The sequence below is a fragment of the Flammeovirgaceae bacterium genome (genome assembly GCA_015180985.1).
Classification (GTDB): domain Bacteria; phylum Bacteroidota; class Bacteroidia; order Cytophagales; family Cyclobacteriaceae; genus UBA2336.
Genome location: CP054185.1, coordinates 3,253,016 through 3,266,593, shown reverse-complemented (window position 1 = coordinate 3,266,593; position 13,578 = coordinate 3,253,016). Strand labels below are relative to the sequence as shown.

The 13,578-nt window shown below is 46.4% G+C and carries 11 protein-coding genes; 5 read left to right on the top strand and 6 right to left on the bottom strand.

Going from position 1 to position 13,578, the window contains the following annotated elements:
* The first annotated feature begins 40 nt into the window (after positions 1–40).
* Positions 41–697: a metal-dependent transcriptional regulator gene (locus HRU69_14925; GenBank protein ID QOI98695.1), complete on the top strand. Its 657-nt coding sequence runs from the start codon at positions 41–43 to the stop codon at positions 695–697.
* Between the two features lie 961 nt (positions 698–1,658).
* Here HRU69_14925 and purB read toward each other — a convergent pair.
* On the bottom strand, positions 1,659–2,999 hold the full coding sequence (gene purB / locus HRU69_14920) for an adenylosuccinate lyase (GenBank protein ID QOI98694.1): 1,341 nt from the start codon (positions 2,997–2,999) through the stop codon (positions 1,659–1,661).
* Positions 3,000–3,094: 95 nt separating this feature from the next.
* Here purB and HRU69_14915 point away from each other — a divergent pair, with 95 nt between their 5' ends.
* The 3 genes from HRU69_14915 (at position 3,095) to HRU69_14905 (ending at position 8,565) form a co-directional block, all read left to right on the top strand.
* Positions 3,095–5,356, top strand: coding sequence for a carbohydrate binding family 9 domain-containing protein (locus HRU69_14915; protein ID QOI98693.1), 2,262 nt, complete (start codon positions 3,095–3,097; stop codon positions 5,354–5,356).
* A gap of 55 nt (positions 5,357–5,411) precedes the next feature.
* Positions 5,412–6,524 (top strand): ferredoxin--NADP reductase, encoded by a 1,113-nt coding sequence (locus HRU69_14910; GenBank protein QOI98692.1) that lies wholly within the window; start codon positions 5,412–5,414, stop codon positions 6,522–6,524.
* A gap of 169 nt (positions 6,525–6,693) precedes the next feature.
* A complete protein-coding gene (locus HRU69_14905) occupies positions 6,694–8,565 on the top strand; it encodes a M1 family metallopeptidase (protein ID QOI98691.1) in 1,872 nt (623 codons plus the stop codon).
* 133 nt (positions 8,566–8,698) lie between these two features.
* On the opposite strand, the gene HRU69_14900 is transcribed toward HRU69_14905, so the two are convergent.
* From HRU69_14900 to HRU69_14890, 3 genes are read right to left on the bottom strand one after another with little or no spacing between them, the layout of a single operon-like run.
* A complete protein-coding gene (locus tag HRU69_14900) occupies positions 8,699–9,688 on the bottom strand; it encodes a cation transporter (GenBank protein ID QOI98690.1) in 990 nt (329 codons plus the stop codon).
* Complete coding sequence (locus HRU69_14895) at positions 9,685–9,927, bottom strand: hypothetical protein (protein QOI98689.1); 243 nt, start codon at positions 9,925–9,927, stop codon at positions 9,685–9,687. Before HRU69_14895 ends, HRU69_14900 begins: the two co-directional genes overlap by 4 nt.
* Entirely contained in the window at positions 9,924–10,655 is a 732-nt protein-coding gene (locus HRU69_14890) for a sulfite exporter TauE/SafE family protein (protein ID QOI98688.1), read from the bottom strand. The genes HRU69_14895 and HRU69_14890 overlap by 4 nt, the downstream gene beginning before the upstream one ends.
* A 64-nt stretch (positions 10,656–10,719) precedes the next feature.
* Here HRU69_14890 and HRU69_14885 point away from each other — a divergent pair, with 64 nt between their 5' ends.
* Complete coding sequence (locus tag HRU69_14885) at positions 10,720–12,444, top strand: M3 family oligoendopeptidase (GenBank protein ID QOI98687.1); 1,725 nt, start codon at positions 10,720–10,722, stop codon at positions 12,442–12,444.
* Here the strand turns inward: HRU69_14885 and HRU69_14880 are convergent.
* Together HRU69_14880 and HRU69_14875 are read right to left on the bottom strand one after the other, a co-directional pair.
* Positions 12,441–12,887: a MarR family transcriptional regulator gene (locus HRU69_14880; GenBank protein QOI98686.1), complete on the bottom strand. Its 447-nt coding sequence runs from the start codon at positions 12,885–12,887 to the stop codon at positions 12,441–12,443. The two genes, HRU69_14885 and HRU69_14880, sit on opposite strands and share 4 nt — an antisense overlap.
* 40 nt (positions 12,888–12,927) lie before the next feature.
* Positions 12,928–13,503 carry a YceI family protein gene (locus HRU69_14875; protein QOI98948.1) on the bottom strand — a complete coding sequence of 192 codons (576 nt, stop codon included), beginning with the start codon at positions 13,501–13,503 and terminating at the stop codon, positions 12,928–12,930.
* Positions 13,504–13,578: the final 75 nt, after the last annotated feature.

The window sequence follows — 13,578 nt, the reverse complement described above, 5'->3', positions numbered from 1 at the left end:
TAAGTAAGAGGCTGTTAACTTTAATTATTATTTTTGCCTTATGAACTCACTGGCAGAAGAAAATTACCTGAAAGCATTGCTTAACCTGTCTAATGACAAAGGAGAAGTGAATGTAAATGAGTTGTCCAAAAGATTAGAAATAAAAATGCCTACCGTTACCAGTATGATGAAAAGGCTGTCGTCAAAAAAATTGGTGCATTACGAAAGCTACAAACCTCTGCGGCTAACGGAGAAAGGAAAAAAAGAAGCAGTAGCAATTATCCGCAAGCACCGTCTTACGGAAATGTTTCTTGTTGAGAAGATGGGTTTTGGTTGGGAACAGGTTCACGACATAGCCGAACAAATAGAACATATTCAGTCGCCCGAATTTTTTGCAAAAATGGATGAACTGCTTGGCTACCCAAAATTAGACCCTCACGGTTCACCAATCCCCGATAAAAACGGTAAAATGGTTTGGAAAGAATACAGCAAGTTGAGTGAATGTAAGGCAGGGGACACCATAAATCTGTCTGCGGTAATCGATACTTCCAGTGAATTTTTGAAATTTTTAAACAGCCGTGAATTGAGCTTAGGCTTAAAAGTGAAAATAAAATCGGTTGAACCGTTTGACAATACAATGGTTGTCAGCTATGGAAAACACTTGTCTGAAACGTTAAGTCATACGGTTTGTGAAAGGTTGTTGGTAGAGAAAGTGTAAAATTATTTCCCTTTATCTTATTGTCGTCTGTTAGAGCGTAGGGATTGGCTCTTTTGGGGCTATTGTGTGTCGGGTTTGCGGGTGGAGCAGCCCCAAATGTGCCAATAGCGTAGGCTAAAAAATTTTCCGTGTAGTGGGCATTTTTTATTTTTTTTCTGTGTCGGCAGTTGTGGGGTTGCTGTCTGTCAGAGGTCGGTCTGTCGGGTTTTGCGTGGTCGACCTACCATTGCCACTAACGTTTTGGGTTTGTTTAGTGGCGGATAAATCCAACGGATTTGTCCGCCTACACGAATATAAATAAACTTGTTGACACTACGGGCGACTGTGTCGCCCGCCATTAAACAAACCTGGTGTTGCCAGCTGTAGCGCTTACAACACAATTCCACTTTTTATCTTCGTCAATTTGTACGTCCCTGTCTCCGGTAAATATTTGAAATAAAAAATATAAGCTCCGTCAGCGAAAAAAGTCGTCCCTTTATCTCTTTTCTCATATGTCCCAATTGATAGAGTTACTTGGTCACGAATTATTGTCAGTCCGTTGATTTTGAATAAAACATCATTGTCACCGAAGTCTTTTGTTTTATAATTCTTTGTCTTGTCCTGCTTTATGATTCTGATATTCCTAATCGTCTCTGGGAAATCTTGAATTATCGACCAGTCCGCGTTTAAAATTATTTTCTCAATTCTTTTTTCTTTTTCAAACGTCTGTATTAATGAGTCCACTGAGTAATAGAACATTCCTGTGTTGTCAGCCGTCACCGAGTTAACAACTTGTCCAAAAGTCGTGTGTGAAATAATTGTCGTCAGAAATAATGTTAGTAATCTCATCTGTCCCGCGCTATTGCTGGCAACAACCCGCTACCATCATTGAAGATACTTCGCTTATAGCAACAAGACAAATTTAACGGCAGAAACACTAAAAAATGCTGATATATTTATTGTGCAACTACCTGCTCGTTGTTTAAACACCTGTGTACGTAAATGGTGTAATGGCCTTCAGGCGTTGCTTTAATTTTTCATCAACCTGCAGGTTGTTGATGAAATTTTCAAATTCAGCCCGCCCGGGTCGGGTGTGGTTGCGCGTAAGTTCTTTCAGCGCCTCGTACGGGTTGGGGTAGCCTTCTTTGCGCAATATAGTTTGAATGGCCTCGGCTACTACCACCCAGTTTTTTTCCAAATCGTTGTTAATGGTATCCCGGTTCAATTCCAGCTTTGCCAGGCCGCGGTGTACCGAGGCAACAGCCAGCCACGTGTGGGCCAGGGGTACACCCAGGTTGCGTAACACAGTGCTGTCGGTCAGGTCGCGCTGCAGGCGCGAGATGGGCAGTTTGGCCGAAAGGTGTTCGAACATGGCGTTGGCAAAGCCCAGGTTGCCCTCGGCATTTTCAAAGTCAATGGGGTTTACCTTGTGCGGCATGGCCGAAGAGCCCACTTCCTCTTTATTGATTTTCTGCAGGAAGTACTCCATCGAAATGTACTGCCACACATCGCGGCAAAAATCAATCAGTATGGTGTTTATCCGTTTCAGGGTATCGCACAGGGCAGCCAGGTTATCGTAATGTTCAATTTGAGTGGTGGGCTCGCTGCGCACAAGGCCCAGTTGGTTCGAAATAAACGTGTTGGCAAAATGCCCCCAGTTAATATCGGGGTAGGCGGCATGGTGGGCGTTAAAGTTGCCGGTGGCACCGCCAAATTTGGCCGAGTGAGGAATGGTTTTGAGTAAATCGAGCTGGCGGTTTACGCGTTCAATAAATACATACAACTCTTTTCCCAGTCGCGTAGGCGAAGCGGGCTGGCCGTGGGTACGGGCCAGCATGGGCACATCTTTCCACTGCACCGATAGAACGGTGAAGTCGCTCATTAATTTTTGAATAGCGGGCAGGTATTCGTTCTCCAAAAACGCTTTCAGCGATAGCGGTATAGCTGTGTTGTTGATATCCTGCGAGGTGAGGCCAAAGTGAATAAACTCCTTGTGCTTGCCGAGGCCCATTTCTTCGAGTTTCTTTTTCAGAAAATATTCAACCGCCTTCACATCGTGATTCGTTGTTTTCTCAATTTCCTTTATGGCGTGTGCATCGGCTTCCGAGAAATTCCGGTACAGGTTACGCAGGGTATCTTCAGCGGTTTTGGGAACACCGGCAAGTTGGGGCAGGGTATAGGTAAGGGCAATAAAGTACTCAACCTCAACCTGAACGCGGTAGCGCATCAGGCCGTATTCACTGAAGTAAGGCGCAAGGGTTTGGGTAGTGGCAAAATACCGGCCGTCAACCGGTGAGATGGCGGTAAGGGGTGTTAGCTGCACAACAGGTTATTAAGTTGTAAAAATAACAAAACTATGCGGTTATCTTTTACGTTAGCGGACAGCATCGGCCCGACAATTTGAATAGCTTTACCGCCATGTTTTTTTTACGCACCCTGATTTTTGTTGCAACGGCACTACCGCTTATCCTTACCGCCCAACATAAGCAAGGTACCGCGTACCATGCGGGCCGCGTACGCGATGCCATCGTGGTTGATGGCATCCTTGATGAGGAAACCTGGCAAAGGGCAAACGTGGCTACCGGCTTCTGGATGAGCAAACCGTATGATTCGGTTCCGCCCGTTAATGAAACTACGGTACGCATTGCCTTTGATGACCACAACCTGTACCTGGCCTTTGAGTGCCAGGATGACGGCCTCGGACCGGTAGTACAATCGCTGCGCAGGGATTTTGATTTCCGGTTTAACGACAACGTGGGATTCTATTTTGATCCGTACAACGATTACACCAACGGCTTCTATTTTAATATTTCTCCCTATGGCGTTCAACGCGAAGGACTCATGGCCAATGGCGGTGCCGAGCCCGAAAGTTTTTCACCCTTTTGGGATAATAAATGGTACAGTGCGGTAACCCGTACGGATACACTATGGGTAGCCGAACTGGCCATTCCGTTTAAGTCCATCCGCTACAACCGGGGCGAGTGGAACTTTAACGTGCTGCGCAATGATTTGGAACGCAACCAGGTTTCAAGCTGGATTGCCACACCCGTGCAATACCTGCCCGCCTCGTTTGCCTGGAGCGGCAAATTGATCTGGGATGATGAGTTGCCCAAGCCGGGAACCAATGTTTCGCTTATTCCTTACCTGGCGGGCTCATCGTTTACCGATAAAGAGAATAACGTGCCTGCTAAAAATGAACTATTGGTTGGCTTTGATGCAAAAGTAGGATTAACGCCTTCGCTTAACCTTGATCTTACGGTTAACCCCGATTTTTCGCAGGTAGAAGTGGATCAGCAGGTTATCAACCTCACGCGTTTTGAGTTTAACTTCCCCGAACGCAGGCAGTTCTTTCTGGAGAACAGCGATTTATTTGCTGCTCCCGGTTTTCCGGATTCGCGCCCGTTATTTACACGCAGACTCGGACTGGCAGCCGATACATCCGATGTCCTCAGGAGGGTACCCATTTTATATGGCGCGCGGCTGAGCGGTAAACTGGGTAAAGACTGGCGCATTGGCCTCCTTAACCTGCAAACCCGCGAGACCCGATCGCTGGGTCTGCCCAATCAGAATTATACGATGGCCATTGTACAACGCCAGGTATTGGCGCGCTCAAATGTGGATTTCTTTTTTGTAAATAAACAATCGCTGGGCTTAGGCGATGAATATGACCCGGACCGGTTTTACCACCCCAGCCTGGTACGCGAAACGATTACCGGTACCGATACGGTGCGTAAACTGAATACCTACAACCGCGTGTTCGGATTTGATTTTAACATCAACTCTAAAGACACCCGCTTCCGTGGCGATGTGTATTACCACCAGTCCATCGATGATTTTAATACTACTGATCGGTATTCAGCCGGAACCTTTCTGGGGTACTTCGGCCGTAACCTGGCTTTGATGGGCGCGGTGCAGTTGCTGGGAAAAAATTATAATGCCGAAGCGGGCTTTGTTCCTAACCTGAATGTTTACCCCGGCTTTACCGGAAGTTTCACACGGGTAGAGTACCTCATGTATCCAAAAAGTAAAATTGTGGCCAATCATGGCCCGTTTGCCGAAGGCAACTGGGGCTTTATACCCGGAGGCCGAAATACCGACCAGACTTATAATGCAGGGTATATAATTACATTGCTGAGCACCGCCTCTTTTTCATTAAGTCTTCAACACACCTACCAGTATCTTACCCAGGATTTTAATCCCATTGGCGGTGAGCAGAATTACCTGGCCGGTGAAGCTTTTTCGTGGAACCAGTTTCAGTTGCGGTACCAATCCGATAATCGAAAGTTGTTTAATTACCAGGTTGAAGGAATCGCTGGCGGGTTTTATACGGGTGGGAGCGTTGTTTTTAATGGCGAAATGAATTACCGTTACCAGCCCTACGGCAGCCTGGGCATACGCTTCAGTTACAACGATGTTGATCTTACCGGTAATTACGGGAGGGCACAGTTGGTATTATTAGGGCCCCGCCTGGATTTAACCTTTACTGATAAACTCTTTCTCACCACGTTTGTACAATACAATAACCTGGCCGATAACATGAATCTGAACGCGCGGTTTCAGTGGCGCTTTCAGCCAGCATCCGATTTCTTTATTGTCTATACCGAGAATTACCTTCCCGAACCACTCCAGAGTAAAAACCGCGCATTGGTACTTAAGTTTACCTACTGGTTTAACCTGTAACCGCAACTTTTTTTCTTTTGAATTGTTGTAGATTTGCGGCCTAAATCAATTAATTGTGGCATTTGGTTTATTCAAAAAAGCGCCTAAGAAAGAAGAAAACGCTCAGCATTACTTCGATCTGCAAGTCAAAAACATTATTCAGGAAACCAAGGATGCAATAACCATCGTATTTGAGCAGCCGGCATCGGGTAAAATCAGTTATAAAGCCGGTCAGTTTTTAACTCTTATTGTTCCGATGGGCGGTAAAGAAGTCCGCAGGGCGTATTCGCTGTGTTCTTCACCGTTTGTCGATAACGATTTGGCGGTAACTGTTAAGCGGGTTGATAACGGCCTGATGAGCAACTGGCTGCCCGACAACCTGAAGGTGGGCAATACGCTGAAGGTGATGGAGCCCATGGGGCAGTTTACCACTGAGTTCAACAAAGAACGCAAACGCCACCTCATTATGTTTGCCGGTGGGTCGGGCATTACCCCGATGATGTCTATCATTAAAAGCATTTTAACACAGGAGCCTGAAAGCATGTGCTCGCTTATTTATTGCAACCGCGATATCGACAGCATTATTTTTAAAGACGAACTTGCCAAATGGGAAACCAACTACCAGGGCAGGCTTCATGTGATCCACGTACTAGACAACGCACCGATGAACTGGCAGGGCTATTCCGGCCTGCTTAATCATGAAATGCTGGTGAAGTTATTTGAACGTATTCCCAACTGGGGCATTGACAAAACAACCTACCTGATGTGCGGCCCCGAGGGCATGATGAAAAACGTGGAGACGCTGCTGGCTCAGCAAAACATCCCGAAAGAAAAAATATTTAAAGAAAGTTTTGTACAAGGTACTATCGATAAGGAGAAAAAACAGGAAGTTCAGGTAACGGCAGGCGAAGCAAAGGCCCGCGAAGTGACCATCCGCTACGATGGCCAGGAATATAAAATTATGGTTGAACCTAATCGCGCCATACTTGAAACCGCCCTCGACCAGGGCATTGACCTGCCCTACTCGTGCCAGAGCGGCCTGTGCACGGCCTGCCGCGGAAAAGCTGTTTCGGGCAAAGTGAAGTTGGATGAAGAAGAAGGCCTTTCGCAGGCCGAACGCGATGCAGGCTATGTACTTACCTGTGTCGGCCATCCGTTAACCGATGATGTTGTGATTGAAATCGGCTAAACAATTCGTACTGTAATTCCGTAAAAACATTCTGCGTTGCAGATTACGCTGATTTTTGCCGAATCAGTTCCAGGCTTAACAGCGAAGTCTTTGCAATACAAAAACTTCAGATAATTTTTTTAGTATCAGTTGTACCCTTATTCTTACATTTATGTTTAACCCATAACCAATGAAAACCCGATTTCTTGTTATCTCCCTGATTGTAAGTTCATTTATTTGTTTTAGCCAGTCGCTGTACATGCCTTTGGAATTCCAGAAGGCTTATCAGCAAGGCACACGCAAGTGGGATGGTTCCGTATCGCCAACCTATACCCAAAACCGTTCGGTATATAAAATTAAAGCTTCCGTTGATCCGCACGGCAAACTACTGAAAGGCCAGGCGGATATTACCTACTATAACAACAATGTTGATACCATCCGCAACCCCACTTTTCATACCTATCATGATTACTACAAACCCACTTCGCGTAAAGCCGGATTTTTCAATCGTGGCGAAAATGCGTTCCTCGATCATAAAGGGGTACTTATTACAAAAATTATAGTTGATGGTGAGGCTGTTGATTTGCGCGATGAAGAACAAGCCTTTTATGGCGGCACCAACTATACCATCCGGCTGAAAAAACCACTGGCACCAAAAGCTACAATGCAACTGAACATCGAGTGGCAGTACGAAATACCCGGTAACGGATTTGAGCGAAGCGGAGCCATTGACAGCACCAGCATGTTTATAGCCTACTGGTACCCCGAGATGGCTGTGCTCGATGATATTGATCTGTGGGATCGCATCGTGTACGATGCTGCCACCGAATTTTATCACGATTACTCTGATTATGAAATAGAACTTACCATACCCGACAATTTTATGGTGTGGGCTTCGGTAGCGCCAGCCAATCCGCAGGAAGTTTACTCAACCGTTATACAGCAGCGTATTAATCAGGCCCGCAGCAGTAAAACACCGGTAACTGTGTATGGCGAAGGCGATTTCCGTAAAACTGCATCCGGCAACAAAACCTGGAAGTACACCGCCACCGATTTTCCGGATTTTGCCTTTGCACTGAGCGACCACTTCCGTTGGGATGCCCGCAGTTATACCGATGCCATGGGCGAATATTTTATTAACGTGGCGTACCCGATTAACCACCCTGAGTTTGGCGCAGTACTCGAATCCATCGAAAAGTCATTGCAGGTATTTCATACCCAGTTTCCCGTTTACCCTTTCCCGTACAGGTACTTCACCATTTTTAACGGGCTGCAGGGCGGAGGCATGGAATTTCCGGGCATGGCCAACGACCAGGAGATATCGGGCGCCATGATTGAACAATGGACTGGCCAAAAGGTCTCCGATGCCGATGCACAACTGGGCCTTACCCTCCATGAAATGTGCCACATGTATTTTCCGTTTATGATGGGCATTAACGAAAAGAAATATGCCTGGATGGACGAAGGCTTTGCCAGTTTCTCTGAATATTTCATTGAGCAGGTATTTCCATCCGGTAATTGGGATCAGCCCTATCTCGGCTCGCAACGGGTGCTTCCGATAATGGTGCCCAGCCATATAGCCGAAGGCAGCGGCCTGAACTCATACACCATCGGCTCGCAATCGTATATTTCGCTGTACCAGCTGTTGGGTAAGGACGTATTTCTGAAATGCCTGCACGCCTATATGAATGAATGGAAGCACAAACACCCGACTCCCTATGATTTTATGTTCGTGTTTAACCGCGTGTCGGGCCAGAACCTGAACTGGTTCTGGAACAACTGGTATTTCGATTGGGGTTACATGGATGTGGGCATTACCGGTGTTAAGGGTAATGTAATCACCATCGAAAACAAAGGTGGAAGGCCGGTGTATTTTAAAGTCATGCTCAAATTTACTGATGGCACCTCGGCAACCGAAGAGGTAAGCCCGGCTGTATGGAAATCATTGAAGGTGTATAATCACAAGGCCAATGTTGGAAAGAAAAAGATTCAATCGGTTCAATTGGTTGTTCCGCTGAGTGGCGATGCCGATGCGCAGAATAATATGTGGATAAGTAAGTAATTAAGCAGGGTTGTTGCCCATGGTTTATTTGTATAAAATAAAGAGATTCTTCGCTTCGCTCAGAATGATGAATTCTGCTAGTCAGAAGCAGTTTTTTTGCTGCACGATGAAATGAAGCAGGCTGGCTGCGAATTCAGTTAATCTCGTGTTTTTTGTTTCGCACCATGTTTTCCACCGTCCATTGAATTTGTTTTTCAAAAGGGTGCTTCCGCTGGGGGCACTCTTTTTTATTACACAGGCGGCACGAAAAATCAAGGCAGCCATCGGAGTGTACAAAAAGTTCCAGCGAATCGCCAAAGTGTTTGCGCACGAGCGCGGCCAGTTCATCAATTTCGCGGTGGGCTTGGTGTACGTTCAGGTACCACGGTACAGTCAGGTGGCAATCCAGGTGCAGGGCGCTGCCGTATTTGATGATGCGCATGTTGTGCAGGTCCACCCAGTTTTCCCTGCGGTTTTCATTGAGTAGCGTAGCCAGGCGGTTCAGCAATTCGGTATCCTGTTCGTCCATAATCCCGGCCAGCGAGGTACGGATTATCCTGTAGCCGGTGTAAAGAATTAGCAGGCTGAATAGCAGGGCAACAGCGCTGTCAATCCAGTCAAGTCCTGTAAAATAGATTAATAATAGTCCGCACAATATAGCCAGCGTTGAATACGTATCGGATAGCAAATGCTTTCCGCTGGCCCGCAGCGCCAGCGAGTTGTTCTTTGTTCCTGCGCGAACACACCAGAAACCAAGCGCGGCATTAATCAGGGCTGTTCCTCCAATCAGCACCATCCCGGTATCCAATTTAACAAGCGGGGAAGGATCAAGTAAATTCCGGATGGCTTCAATGATGATGAGCATACCCGCTACCATAATCATACTGCCTTCGATACCGGCTGAAAGAAATTCAACCTTGCCATGCCCGTACGGGTGATTTGAATCGCGTGGCTGGGCCGACAGGTACAAACTGTATAATCCCAAAAAGCCGGCAATTACGTTTACAATACTTTCCAGTGCATCGGTTAAGATGGCCACCGAGCCGGTTAAAAAATACGCGGCTGCTTTAACAATCAGCAAAACCGAAGCCGAAACGGCTACCCATTGCTGAATGCGGAAATTTTCTTTGCCGGCCTCAATCATTTTTTACTTATCAGTTTAATCAGTGCCGGTATGGCAATAAGTACCCACACCACATTAATAAAGGTGTTGGCGTAGGCGGTATAGTACACCGAATAAATAATCAGAAAAATTCCTCCTGCCAGGTTGAGGAAAAGAAAAATCAGCGAATCGGATTTGATTTTCTGGTAACTGTTCAACCCATAGGCAGCCACCACCATTACCGATCCGCTCCAGCCGATGATGTCAATCAGCAGTTTCATTGCTTGTTAAATAATTCATTAGCCAGCATAATTACGCCAATCAGAAAAACCAATGCAAGCAGGATTTTCCTGAAGGTTTGCTGCGAGATGCGGTTCAGGATCAGTTTCCCAATGTAACTTCCGGCAAAGGCCAGCACAACTAAAAACGGTATTGTCCACCATTGTTCGCGTTGCAGGTAATTGCTGTCGAGGTAAATAAGCGAGCGGCTCAGGTCAACGCCAAAATCAATGGCTGCCGAAGTGCCAACCAAAACGTTTTTTTCAAGATTGAATGCAGCAAGTACCAACCCGCGTACAGCCCCGCCTGTGCCGATAAAACCGGCCAGGAAACCGGCCAGCGCTCCGCCCCCGATAGAGTTAAATAATGTGGCATCCACCCGATAATCGGGTTTTAAAAACAGGAGTGTACTGAAGGCAATCAGAAAGAAACCCAGGATGAGTTTAGCATAAACAAATTCTACATGACGTACCAGGTAGGCACCGCCAATGGCAAATACAACACTTGAGATGCCCAGCCAGAGCACCAGGCGCCAGTCGATAGTTTTCCAAAAGAGTGTAAGTTTTGCCGTGTTGCTGAACACATGCAGCAACCCGGTAAGTACCAGCACGGTTTGAAAATTATAGAAGAACTGAGCAATGGAAACGAAAAACAAGGAAGAACCAAATCCACCCAGCGTGCCCAGGATTTCGGAAAGGAGCGTGATGAGAAAGAAAATAAGTATCTCCACTGCGTATTGTATTTCAGTTTATTTTTGCCGCGGTGAAAGTTCGTTCAATTAATCTGTAAATCTGATGCCTGAAGTAGAAAAGATTTCGCGCCCCGTGCGCACGTTTTTACCCGCAGACTTTACGGTAACCGGGTGGCCTGCCCTTAAGCCTTATTTTAACGAATTGATTGAGCGGGAAATCGATTCGGTTAACGCCTTGCGCAAATGGTTTACCGACCGCAGCGAACTGGAAGCTGTAATTGCAGAAGACCTGGGCTGGCGCTACATTAATATGACCCGCTATACCGATAATGACGACTACAGCAAAGCTTACCGGTTTTTTGTTGAGACCATTCAGCCGGAAATTGCCCCGGTATCGGATAAACTGAACCGCAAAGCTGCTGAATCGGCTTTTCTGGGTGAACTCGAAAAGGAAACCGGATTTGATATTTTGATTCGCAACCTTAAAAAGGACATTGAAATTTACCGCGATGAAAACGTGCCCCTGTTTACCGAAATAAACCTGGAACAACAAAAGTATAACCAGATTTCGGGTGCGATGATGGTTGAAATCAGCGGTAAGGAAATGACTTTACAGCAGGCATCGGTATTACTGATGGAGACGGACAGGGCCTTGCGCGAACGTGTTTACACAAAGATTGCTTCACGCAGACTCCAGGACAGGGTAACACTTGATGAACTGTTTACTAAACTTGTTAACCTTCGTCACCGGGTTGCCACCAATGCCGGGTTTGCCAATTTCCGCGACTATATGTTCAAAGCACTGGGCCGGTTTGATTACACGCCTCAGGATTGTTTTGATTTTCACCAGTCGGTGGAAACACAGGTGGTGCCTTTGCTCAATGAACTGGCCAGCGAACGCCAGCAAAAGTTAGGAGTGGATGTGCTGAAACCATGGGATAAAACGGTTGATCCGGAAGGCCGTAAACCGCTTAAAGCTTTTACAGACGGAAACGATTTGACGGAGAAGACCATTGAATGTTTTAGAAGAATCGATCCGTACCTGGGCCAGTGCCTCGGCATTATGCGCCACATGGGCCACCTGGATTTAGAGTCCCGTAAGGGCAAGGCGCCCGGAGGGTATAACTACCCGCTGGCCGAAATAGGTGTGCCGTTTATTTTTATGAATGCCACCACCACGCTGCGCGACATGGTTACCATGATGCATGAAGGCGGGCATGCCGTTCATAACTTTTTAACGCGCAACCTGGAATTAACTGACTTTAAATCTACCCCATCGGAAGTGGCCGAACTGGCCTCCATGTCGATGGAACTGATTTCGATGGATCACTGGGATGTATTTTTTTCTGACCCGGACGAATTAAAACGGGCTAAACGCGAACACCTGGAAGACATCATCGAAACCTTGCCGTGGGTAGCAACCATCGATAAGTTTCAACACTGGATTTATGAAAATCCGAATCATACCGAAACTGCACGGAAAGAAAGTTGGAATACCATCTTTAGGTCGTTTACCGATTCGGTAACGGATTGGCAGGGGCACGAGGTGAGCCGCGATTATTTGTGGCAGAAACAACTTCACCTGTACGAGGTGCCATTTTATTATATTGAGTACGGCATGGCCCAGCTTGGCGCAATTGCCGTGTGGCGCAATTACCGTAAAAATCCGCAAGCCGGACTTGCCGGTTATATGGATGCATTGAAACTGGGTAATTTAAAAAGTATACCCGCAATCTATCATGCTGCCGGCATCCGGTTTGATTTCAGCGCAGGGTACATCAGTGAATTGATAGCTTTTGTTAAGGATGAATTAAGGCGGTTACGTTAACCCCTGCTTTTATCCAGTAAATTGCTCAGTGCTGTTGCCTCCGATTCCGATAGTTGAAGTGTCGAATCAAGATCGTGTTGAAACTTATTGACGCGGTTAAGCAACTCTATTCCTTTTTCAGTTATAAAAACATCGGTAGCCCGCTTATCGGCAGGGCAGGTTTGCTTTTGAATAAGTTTTTTAGCCAACATCCGGCCCAGCATACGCGACACATCCGAATTCTGATCGAGCATGCGGCTTTTAATTTCTTTGGCCGACAGGCTTTTTGGATGCTGCCCTTTCAGGATGCGGAGGATGTTAAACTGTTGGGTGGTAATGCCGAAGGATTTAAAAAACTGTTGATGGCGGGCCTGTAACCAGCTTGCTGTAAAAAGAAGATTCAGCACTGCCTTTTGGTGCGGGCTTACAAATTTTGATTGCTTTATTTCCTCTTCGATTTTCATTGAAAATAAAAAGGCCGGGACTTACCCCCGGCCTTTTTAATTAAGCTTGCTTATCCAGTTCTACTTTAATAACCAGGGTTACATCATCGCTTACTACCATTTCGCCACCGGCCAGTTTGTTGGCCCAGCTTACGCCATACTCCTGGCGGTTGATTGTTCCGGTAACTTTAAAACCGGCTTTTGTTCCGCGCCCGGTATTGATGGTGCCGCCATAAACCACATCAAATTCTACCTTCTTGGTAACACCTTTCATAGTAAAGTCACCCTTCAGCTTGTATTTGCTTCCTTCTTTTACCAGGTTACCCTTGAAGGTGATTTCAGGAAACTTCTCCGCATCGAAGAAGTCAGGTGACTTCAGGTGGTTATCGCGCCTTTCGTTTTCGGTGTTAATGGAAGCTACTTTTGCCGAGAAGGTAACTTCGGCACCATTGAAATCATCGCTCTTGCTTACTACGGTTGCAGAATAATCCTTAAACACGCCTTCCGTTTCGGATACGACCATGTGCACCACGCTGAACCCGATTTTGGAATGGACCTTGTCGATGTTCCAGGTGGTTTGAGCCAGTACGCTGCCGCTCAGCAGCAACGCGGCCAGAATAAAGTGTAGTTTTTTCATCATTGTTTTAGTTGTTTCTGTTTGTGACATGCAAGTATAACACCGGAACTAAAATAAATGTTTAAACATCTATTT

Bases quoted from the DNA above. Each gene is read 5' to 3' on its own strand.
- HRU69_14925 (QOI98695.1), top strand. From the start codon at position 41: ATGAACTCACTGGCAGAAGAAAATTACCTGAAAGCATTGCTTAACCTG.
- HRU69_14915 (QOI98693.1), top strand. From the start codon at position 3,095: ATGTTTTTTTTACGCACCCTGATTTTTGTTGCAACGGCACTACCGCTT.
- HRU69_14905 (QOI98691.1), top strand. From the start codon at position 6,694: ATGAAAACCCGATTTCTTGTTATCTCCCTGATTGTAAGTTCATTTATT.
- HRU69_14900 (QOI98690.1), bottom strand. From the start codon at position 9,688: ATGATTGAGGCCGGCAAAGAAAATTTCCGCATTCAGCAATGGGTAGCC.
- HRU69_14895 (QOI98689.1), bottom strand. From the start codon at position 9,927: ATGAAACTGCTGATTGACATCATCGGCTGGAGCGGATCGGTAATGGTG.
- HRU69_14885 (QOI98687.1), top strand. From the start codon at position 10,720: ATGCCTGAAGTAGAAAAGATTTCGCGCCCCGTGCGCACGTTTTTACCC.
- HRU69_14880 (QOI98686.1), bottom strand. From the start codon at position 12,887: ATGAAAATCGAAGAGGAAATAAAGCAATCAAAATTTGTAAGCCCGCAC.
- HRU69_14875 (QOI98948.1), bottom strand. From the start codon at position 13,503: ATGAAAAAACTACACTTTATTCTGGCCGCGTTGCTGCTGAGCGGCAGC.